Origin of the sequence: Sphingomonas gei (assembly GCF_004792685.1) — a bacterium.
Lineage (GTDB): Bacteria > Pseudomonadota > Alphaproteobacteria > Sphingomonadales > Sphingomonadaceae > Sphingomonas > Sphingomonas gei.
This window is the reverse complement of record NZ_SRXT01000003.1, coordinates 622,662-631,979: the sequence shown is the minus strand read 5'-3', so window position 1 is coordinate 631,979 and position 9,318 is coordinate 622,662. Positions and strand designations below refer to the sequence as shown.

8 protein-coding genes are annotated in these 9,318 nt (G+C 65.4%); 3 read left to right on the top strand and 5 right to left on the bottom strand.

The genetic code is table 11. The features are described 5' to 3' along the window. From E5A73_RS09810 to purU, 3 genes are all read left to right on the top strand, one after another. A partial coding sequence (locus E5A73_RS09810; protein WP_135963620.1) for an adenosylhomocysteinase occupies positions 1-434 on the top strand: 434 nt, incomplete at its 5' end. Positions 435-444: 10 nt separating this feature from the next. Then, positions 445-1,377 (top strand): methylenetetrahydrofolate reductase, encoded by a 933-nt coding sequence (locus E5A73_RS09805; protein WP_206366445.1) that lies wholly within the window; start codon positions 445-447, stop codon positions 1,375-1,377. A 2-nt stretch (positions 1,378-1,379) separates the two neighbouring features. After that, a complete protein-coding gene (gene purU / locus E5A73_RS09800) occupies positions 1,380-2,237 on the top strand; it encodes a formyltetrahydrofolate deformylase (RefSeq protein ID WP_135963666.1) in 858 nt (285 codons plus the stop codon). Positions 2,238-2,242: 5 nt separating this feature from the next. Here purU and E5A73_RS09795 read toward each other — a convergent pair whose 3' ends face one another. Genes E5A73_RS09795 through E5A73_RS09775 form a run of 5 tightly spaced genes read right to left on the bottom strand, consistent with a single transcriptional unit; the run spans position 2,243 to position 9,288 of the window. Continuing rightward, positions 2,243-3,910 (bottom strand): MFS transporter, encoded by a 1,668-nt coding sequence (locus E5A73_RS09795; protein WP_135963618.1) that lies wholly within the window; start codon positions 3,908-3,910, stop codon positions 2,243-2,245. Between the two features lie 10 nt (positions 3,911-3,920). After that, entirely contained in the window at positions 3,921-6,017 is a 2,097-nt protein-coding gene (locus tag E5A73_RS09790; RefSeq protein WP_135963617.1) for a PQQ-dependent dehydrogenase, methanol/ethanol family, read from the bottom strand. 60 nt (positions 6,018-6,077) lie between these two features. Further along, complete coding sequence (locus E5A73_RS09785; protein ID WP_135963616.1) at positions 6,078-6,887, bottom strand: helix-turn-helix transcriptional regulator; 810 nt, start codon at positions 6,885-6,887, stop codon at positions 6,078-6,080. Beyond that, positions 6,884-8,068 carry an alpha/beta hydrolase family protein gene (locus tag E5A73_RS09780; RefSeq protein ID WP_135963665.1) on the bottom strand — a complete coding sequence of 395 codons (1,185 nt, stop codon included), beginning with the start codon at positions 8,066-8,068 and terminating at the stop codon, positions 6,884-6,886. The genes E5A73_RS09785 and E5A73_RS09780 overlap by 4 nt, the downstream gene beginning before the upstream one ends. Positions 8,069-8,070: 2 nt before the next feature. Next, positions 8,071-9,288, bottom strand: a complete 1,218-nt coding sequence (locus E5A73_RS09775; RefSeq protein ID WP_206366444.1) for an FAD-dependent monooxygenase — start codon at positions 9,286-9,288, stop codon at positions 8,071-8,073. Between the last annotated feature and the right edge of the window lie 30 nt (positions 9,289-9,318).

The window sequence follows — 9,318 nt, the reverse complement described above, 5'->3', positions numbered from 1 at the left end:
TGCGCGCGATGAAGCCGATGGCGATCGTCTGCAATATCGGCCATTTCGACAGCGAGATCCAGATCGCCGCGCTCAGCAATTACGAGTGGGACGAAGTGAAGCCGGGCACCGACCTGGTCAAGTTCCCCGACGGCAAGCAGATCATCATCCTCGCCAAGGGCCGCCTGGTGAATCTCGGCTGCGCGACCGGTCATCCGTCGTTCGTGATGTCGGCAAGCTTCACCAACCAGACGCTGGCGCAGATCGAGCTGTTCACCAAGGGCGAGAACTACAACAACGAAGTGTATGTCCTGCCGAAGCATCTCGACGAGAAGGTCGCGGCGCTCCACCTCGAGAAGCTCGGCGTCAAGCTGTCCAAGCTGACGAGCAAGCAAGCGGGTTATATCGGCGTGCCGGTCGAAGGACCGTTCAAGCCCGACCATTACCGTTACTGAGGCAGTGACGGTGCAAAGCGCGCTCACCGCGCCGCTAAGCGCGGCCGAGCCGGCGACGGTGCGCGAGCGCATCGCCGGTCTCGCTCGCGAGGCTTCGTACGAAGTCGCCGCGCGCGATGCCAGGGGGATCGACGCGGCGATCGCCCGGCTATCGCCAGGCACGCTGGTTTCGGTGACCTGGCTGCCGCTGGATGACGACGAAGCCCGCGTTCTCGCCTCACGGCGGTTGCGCGAGGCCGGCTTCGAGCCGGTCCCGCATATCGCCGCGCGGATGGTGACCAGCGACGACCATCTCCAGCGCCTGCTGCGCCGGCTATGCGACGAAGCCGGCGTGCGCCAATTGCTGGTGATCAGCGGCGACGTTAAGCAGGCCAGCGGTCCGTTCGAGGATAGTGCTGCGCTGATCGCCAGCGCGGCTTTCGCCCAGCCCGCTTTGTCTCGGATCTGGCTGGGCGGCTATCCCGAGGGGCATCCCAAGGTGGACCACGCCACGCTGAACGCGACGCTCGATGCCAAGATCGCCGCAGTCCGTGCACTGGGCATGACCCCCGGCGTGATCACCCAATTCTGCTTCGATGCCGATCCGATCCTGCGCTGGCTGCTCGATTTCCGCGCGCGCCATGACGTGCCGGTGCGCATCGGACTGGCCGGCCCCGCCGGCATCCGTACCCTGCTGCGCTTCGCGGCGATCTGCGGGGTCGGTGCCTCGGCAAGGTCGCTCGTCACGCGCAGCGCATCGATCGCGCGATTGCTCGTCGACACCACCCCGGATCCGATCATCCGCGATCTCGCCGAGACAGCGGCATATCACGACCTTCAGCCGATGGGCTTCCATCTCTTCCCGTTCGGCGGTCTCGATCGCACTGCGCGGTGGATGGGGTCGGTCGCCGCCGGCGGGTTCGAGTTGCGCGCGTCGGCATCGGGTTTCCAGGTGACCGAATGACGATGACCGACTCCTACCTTCTCACCCTCTCCTGTCTCGACCGTCCCGGCATCGTCGCGGGGATCTCGAGCTACCTCGCCCAATGCGGAGGCAATATCCTCGAGGCGCAGCAGTTCGACGATGCCGAGACCGGACGCTTCTTCATGCGCGTCGAATTCACGCTCAGCGGCACGGTGCGCTACGAATATGTCCATCGCGAATTCGCGGCGCTGGCGCGCAAGTTCGAAATCGCGTGGCAGATGCGGCCCCGCGCCGAGCGCCGACGCACGCTGATCCTCGTCTCCAAATTCGATCACTGCCTGGTCGATCTGCTCTATCGCCTGCGCACTGGCGATCTCGATATGGACGCCGTGGGCATCGTCTCGAATCATCCGCGCGAAGCATTGGCGACGCCGCTGATCGACGCTCTGCCCTTCCACTATTTGCCGGTGACCCCGGCCACGCGGAATGACCAGGAAACCCAGATCAAGGAACTGATCGAGAAAACCGGCGCCGAGCTGATCATCCTCGCGCGCTACATGCAGATCCTGTCGAACGACATGGCGGCCTATCTCTCAGGGCGGTGCATCAACATCCATCACAGCTTCCTGCCCGGCTTCAAGGGCGCCAAGCCCTATCACCAGGCCTATGCACGTGGCGTCAAGATGATCGGCGCGACCGCCCATTACGTCACATCGGATCTCGACGAAGGCCCGATCATCGCCCAGGATGTCGAGAGCATCACGCATGCCGACCGCCCCGAAGAGTTGGTCGCCAAAGGCCGTGATATCGAACGGCGGGTGCTCGCCAAGGCAGTGAAGCTCCACCTCGACGACCGCGTCCTCCTGAACGGCGCGAAGACGGTGGTGTTTCGTAACTGAGCCGATCAGGGATGGTCGGTGAAAGGCCGCGGGACCGGGTCCGCATCGGCGACATGGTCCACGCCTGGCTGGACCTCGATCAAACGACGTATTTCGGGTGGCCCGTCGCCGCGATGCAGGCGGTGAATGCGGTCGAGATTGACCGCATCGGCATGGGTACGGCGCTGATTGTGCCGGACATATTCGAGCCAGGTCGGAACCTGATAGCGCTCGACCCACAGCGGCGGATTGGCGAGATCGCGCGACAGCGACCAGCGCCGCGCGCCATCGCGCAGGCGGACGCGGCGATGCTCGCGCATCACCGCGAGGAATTCGGCGGTGTCGGCAGGATCGATACGGTAGCTGAGCGTGATCGACACCGGGCCGCTGCGGGCTTCCACCGGAAGTTCTATGGCCGGCTCGCTCCAGCGGCGCAGCGGATCGAGATTGAGATCGTCGACATGCGGGAGGCGGATATAGTGTCCCGCCAGCACGCCGAGCAATTGCAGGGCGGCCGCCGCGAGCAGGGCGGTGCGGATGCCATAGGCGGTCGCCGCCATGCCGAACAGCCACGCGCCCAATGCCAGGCCGCCGAATGCCGCGGTCTGGTACAAGGCGATCGAACGCCCCACGACCCAGCGCGGCGAAGCGAGTTGCATCGTCGCGTTGAGCGTGGACATCGCCAGGATCCATCCGCCACCGGCGAGCGTCAGCGCCGGCAGAACGACGGCGATATGCGCGCCCTCTGCGGTTCCGACCGCGCCGATTGCGACGGCCGTGGCGGCAAGCCCGACGACCGATTGCGCCGGCATCCGCTTGCGCAGCGGCGCGCTGAGCAGCGCCCCGCCGATCGCACCCACGCCGAAGCCGCCGAGCAGCACGCCATAAGTGATTGCACCGCCATGCAGCAGATCGCGGGCGACCACCGGCATCAGCGCCGAAATCGCACTCGAAGCGCCAGCGAACATCACCGCGCGCAGCATCACCTTGAGCAGATGCGGCGACATCGCGGCATAACGGATACCACTCGCCACGGCGCTGCCGATCCGCTCGGGCGGGAGTTCCCTGGCATCGGGCTGCGGCCGCCAGCGCAGCAGCACCAGGATCAGCCAGACGTAGCTGAAGCAATTGGCCGCGAACGCCGCCGCTGCGCCGGCCGCCGCGACGATCGCCCCGCCGATCGCCGGCCCGGCGCTGCGCGCGACGTTGAACGAGACGCTGTTATAGCCGATCGCGGCGGGGAGCGCGGCCTTGGGGACCATGTCGCCGACTGCGGCCTGCGAAGCAGGGCCGTTGAGCGCCATCCCGCAGCCGATCAGGAACGTGAAACCGAGCAGCAGCAAAGGCGTCACCAAATGGAGCCCGGCCAATAGCGACAGGCTCAGCGACACCGCCAGCATGAAACATTGCGCGACCAGCATCACGCGCCGCCGATCGAGACTGTCGGCGATGGCGCCGGCGACCAGTGCCAGCAGCAGCACCGGCAGGCTGACCGATGCCTGGACCAGGGCGACCATCGCCGGCGACGGCGCCAATTGCGTCATCAGCCACGACGCCCCGACCGACTGGATCAGATAGCCCAGGTTGGAGAGGAGATTGGCCGTCCAGATCGCGCGGAAGACAGGATAGGAAAAGGGCGACCTTGTGGGTGCAGCGCGAGCGCCCGTGCTTTCTCCGTCCCCTGCCCGCTCCATGCGCTCCGCTTCATTCCCCCTTGGCGATACTCGCCCAATCCTCGTTCGAACGCCGGATCAGATAGGCGTGGATCGCCTCCGCATCGCCCTTCGCGAGCAGATCGGCAAAGCTCGCCATCCCCTTCTCGCGCCGCTTGCCGCCCAGGACGATGTCGAGGAATTCGCCGTGCGTCGCCGGCGTCATGCGTCGGAGATCCTTGACGCCGCCGCGGGCCTGTTCGCCGTGGCAGGAGGAGCATTGCTGCGCATAGACCTGTTCGCCGCGCGCGATGATGTCGGCGCTGGCGGTCGTATCGGCCGGGCGCACCAGTTCGGGGCCGGCGCCTTCGATCTCGGGAAGCTGGACGGTACCGCCGAGCTTGAACACCAAGAGCCGCGGCGACGGGGAGAGTGGGAAACCGAGCGACTTGGCAGTGGTCGAATGGGCAAGGCCCCCGCCCCAGCCGGCATTGACGGCGATATATTGGACGCCGCCGATCCGATAGCTGATCGGCGCGGCGATCGGGACCTGCTGGACCGGCATTTCCCAGAGCTTCTCGCCGGTATCGGCGCGATAGGCCGCGAAGGTGCCGCCGACGGTGCCCTGGAACACCAGATTGCCGCCGGTCGCGAGCAGGCCGCCGCTGCCGCGCACCGGATAGGGCACGCGCCAGCGCTCCTTCTGCGCGATCGGGTCCCATGCCGTCAGCCAAGTCTTGTTGTTCGCCGCGGCATAGGCGTTCGCGGCCCTGCGAGTCAGTTCATAGCCGGTGGTGGCGATGCCGAGCTGGCTCATATTGCCGGGCGTCGGCTTGAAATTGGGATTGACCGCATAGGCCATGTACATCTCGGTGACCGGGAAATAAGCGAGGCCGGTCTGCGGGCTGAACGCCATCGGGTTCCAGTTATGCCCGCCGCCCGGCCCCGGCGTGATCATCACCGGAGTGACGCCGTAGCGCGCCTCTGGATTCACGTTGGGACGACCGGTCGCCAGGTCGATGCCGTTGGCCCAGCTCGTCGCCACATAAGGCTGGCCCGAGATCAGCTTTCCGGTGGCGCGGTCGAGGACATAGAAGAAGCCGTTCTTGGGCGCCTGCATCAGCACCTTGCGGACCGTGCCGTCGATCTCGAGGTCGGCGAGGATCATCGACTGGGTGGCGGTGTAGTCCCATTCGTCGCCGGGCGTGGTCTGGTAGTGCCAGACATAGTCGCCGGTCTTGGCATTGAGCGCGACGATCGAGGAGAGGAACAGATTGTCGCCGCCGCCGGGACTGCGATAAACTTGCGCCCACGGCCCGCCATTGCCGACGCCGATATAGACCAGGTCGAGATCGGGATCGTAGACGATCGAATCCCACACCGTGCCGCCGCCGCCACGCTTCCACCATTCGCCGTTCCAGGTCTTGGCGGCCATCTCCAGCGCCGGGCTGGCCTGCGGCTTGGCGGGATCGCCGGGGACGGTGTAGAAACGCCATAATTGCTTGCCGGTATCGACGTCATAGGCAGTGACATAGCCCCGCGCCGCGCCCTCGGCGCCGGCATTGCCGATCAGCACCTTGCCGTTGAACACGCGCGGCGCGCCGGTGATCGTATAGGGCCAGACCGGCTCTAGCGTGTCGACGCTCCACTTCGGCTTGCCGGTCTTGGCGTCCACCGCGATCAGCCGCCCGTCGAGCGTGGCGATCAGGATCTTGCCCTCCCATGCCGCCAGCCCGCGCGTGACGATGTCGCAGCAAGCGAGCCGCCCCTTGTCGCGATCCACCTTGGGATCGTAGCGCCACAATTGCTTGCCCGTCCTCGCATCATAGGCAACGGTGACGTTCCACGGCTCGATATTGTAGAGTACGCCGCCGACCATCAGCGGCGACGCCTCGACTCCGCGATCGACCGGCAGATCGGCATACCAGGCCAGGCCGAGCGTGTTTACATTGGCATCGGTGATCTGATTCAGCGGGCTGAAGCGCTGCTCGCCATAAGTGCGCCCGGGCGCCATCCATTCGCCGGGCGTGCGATCTGCGTGGAGCAGCCGCTGGTGATCGACATTGGCCGCATTCTGAGCCTGGGTGATCTGCGCCGCGCCCAGCGCCAGACCGGCGACGAGCGCTACCCGCAAGAATGTCCACCCCATGCCCAACTCCTGTTTACCCGCGCGATCTTTGCGATCTTTGTTTATCAGCCTGTATGATATCTAAGTCGGGGCCGCGGGGAAAGCGACTTCACCGCCGGCCAACCGATGATGCAGTCGAACCAGATCGCGGCGATTGGCCACGCCGAGCTTGCCGTAAGCGCGCCGGCGGTACGTCACGACGCTGCTGTGCGAGAGATGGGTGCGGGCGGCAATCTCGTCCTGGGTTTCGCCGAGGATCATCGCCGCCGAAATCTCCGCCTCGCGGCTGCTGAGGCCACAATGCAGTCGCATCAGCGACTGGACCAATGCGGTCTCGTCGAACATCGGCATGGCCCCCGCACCCGCACGATCGTGGCACGCGAGTGCCGCCATCAGCAGCCCGGCATAGAGCTCCAGCCGCTCGACATCGCCGGGTGAGAACGGATCACTGTCGGCCGTGCGATAGCCATTGGCGATCAAGGTCGAAGCGCCCGGCGAGACGATCGACAGCCGCTCGGCAATGCCGGCGCGATCATAACAGGCGGCGCGATAGGCTGGATCGGCGATCTCGGACGCGCGCTTGCGCACCACCACCACCCCCTTGCCGCCGGCGCGCGACAGCCGCGTCATCTGATGGTCCGAGCGCCAATAATTGCGGGCATATTCCAGTGAGGCGCGGATCGGAAAGTCCGCCATCGGCAGTGCGCTCTCGGCGAACAGCAACTGCACCGGCTGGGCAGCGTCGCGCCGGAACACTGAGCACAAATCGACTCCGGCAAGCGCTCGCATCGCTGCCAGAAATTGAGTGGGAAAGCTCGGGCTGCCAATCACGCCGACCAGCTCGGCCAGCATCAGAGCGGTATCCCGCTCGCTCGCCGGCGTCCGCGTCATTGCGCGAGCAGGTCCTTCCGCCGGCTCCAGTCGATCACTGCATGGATGCACCGGGCGAGCAATTCGGGCTGGCCGAGATAATAATGCGTCGCGCCCTCGAGCCGGAGATATTCCTTGTCGGGAGTCGCCAGTGCCGCGAAAATTGCGGGATTGTGCGTCGAGGGCACGGCTTCGTCCGCGGTGTTCTCGATCAGCAGCACCGGCGAATTGTGGATCTTGGCGGCGTTGAGCGGGCCCTTGGCGTTCGACTTGTCGTAACTCCACTGGCTGAGCCACGACCGCAGCGTCGTATAGCGCGCCAGCCCCACCGGACCGACATTCACCGCGATCGGATCGCCCATATAGCTCCAGCCGACGCGCCGGTCCGACGGGTCGACCGCGGGATCGAACCAGCGCACGTCGCACATCGTCCGGTGCACGATGAAGGCGCGCTCCTGCTCTGCAGTGCCTTTGGCCCGGAGCGTCGCCAGCATGTCCACAGCCCATGCCGTGATCTTGCGATTGCGGGCGCGCTGGGCGTCGCGGAAGCGCGCCACGAACTCGGCGCTGTATGGCGGCTGGTTGGAGCAGTCGGGTGAATAGATGTCGAACTCGGGATCGCGATTATCGGGATCCAGTTCATCGATCACCGAGGGGTCGAGCCATTCGGTGAGCGTCTCGGCGCGCGACAGATGCGCGGCGATGAAGATCACGCCGTCGGCAGGCTGAAGCCCGGCATTGACCAGATCGACGGGATCACCCGCCGGCGTGTGCGTGATTGTCGGCGTCTCGGCCTGCGCCTGATAGAAGAGCGACAGCGATCCGCCACCGGACCAGCCGAGCAGAACGACCTTGTCGTAGCCGAGTTCGCCACGGGCATAATCGATCCACTTGCCAAGATCGATCGCGACCTTTTCCTGGATCAGCGCGGCATCGTTGCGCGGATAGCGGCTGGCGGCGCACAGCACATCAAGCCCGGCATCGGCGAGCGCCACCGGCATCGGCAGCAGGTGCAGCACCGAAGTCGGGTGCATGAAGATGTAGACCGTGCGCGCGGTGGACCGGGGGCTGCGCATCAATTGCCCTTCGAGGTTCACATGCCCCGAATTGCCGGCAAAGCCATAGGTCTCGTTGAACTTGGGATTGTCCGGAAACGACAGGATCAGCGGCGTACGCGTCCACTCGGTCTTCTGGAGGGCCATGGTCACACCATTGCCTCGGGCTCGGTCAGCGACACGCTGGTCGCATCGTAGCGGAACAGCCATTCGTAGCGCTCGACCACCTTGTCTGCCGCCCATTGCTCGTCGACATAGGCCTGCGCGTTGCGCGGATCGGCGAGCGTCGGATTGTGGAAACGCTCGGTATTGGCATAGGCGCCCATCACGGCGCGGGTGGTCCGCGGGATCCGCGCCTTCTGATAATGATCGAGCGCCTCATCGATCGTATCGAATTCCTCGAAGGCGCGCGCCAGGATGCAGGCATCCTCGAGCGCCATCACCGCACCCTGCGCGAGGAACGGCAGCGACGGATGGCAGGCATCGCCGAGCAAGGCGACGCGGCCATTGACCCATTCCTGCATCGGCGGGCGTGCGATCAGCGCCCATTTGAACGGCTGCGGAATCGCCGCTATGTACGCATGCACATCCTCGTGCCAGCCGGGATAATCGTCATGATATTCCTGGTTGGTGCCGGCACTCATCCAGCTTTCGGTGGTCCAGTCCTGGCGCTCGATCACGCTGGTGAAGTTGATCAATTCGCCGCGGCGGATCGGATAATGGATGACGTGCCCGCCGGGACCGACCCAATTCGTGCCGATCGGCCGAGTCAGTCGCTCGGGCAGCAATTCGACGGGGATCACGCCGCGCCAGGCGACGATGCCGGTGAATTTGGCGGGACCTGCACCGAACAGCAGTTCACGTGCCTTCGAATGAACGCCATCGGCGCCGATGACGACGTCGAACTTCGCCGAAGGCTGGCCCTCGAACGCGAGCGTCACCTTCCCCGAATCCTGTTCTACCTGGTGGAAGCGATGATCGAGACGGATCGCGCCCGGCGATGCCGCCTCGACCGCTTTAACCAGAATCTGGTGAAGATCGTTGCGATGGACGGTGACGTAGGGAAAGCCGTAGCGCGCCGACGATTCGACGCCGAGATCGAACAGCTTCCAGGTATCGCCGGTGTTCCACAGGCGGATCTCCTTGCCCTCGGGTTCGAAGCAGATCTCGCGCAGCGCCTGTTCGAGCCCGAGCGCGCAAAGCACGCGGACGCCGTTGGGGCTCAGTTGCAGGCCGGCACCCACTTCGGCCAGCACGCTGGCCTGCTCGAAGACCGTCACCTCGAATCCCTTGCGTATCAGCGCCAGCGCGGCCGTCAGCCCGCCAATACCGCCGCCGATGATCCCGGTCCCCAAATTCGTGTTCAACACAGCCCCTCCACTCGAACCCGCATATTT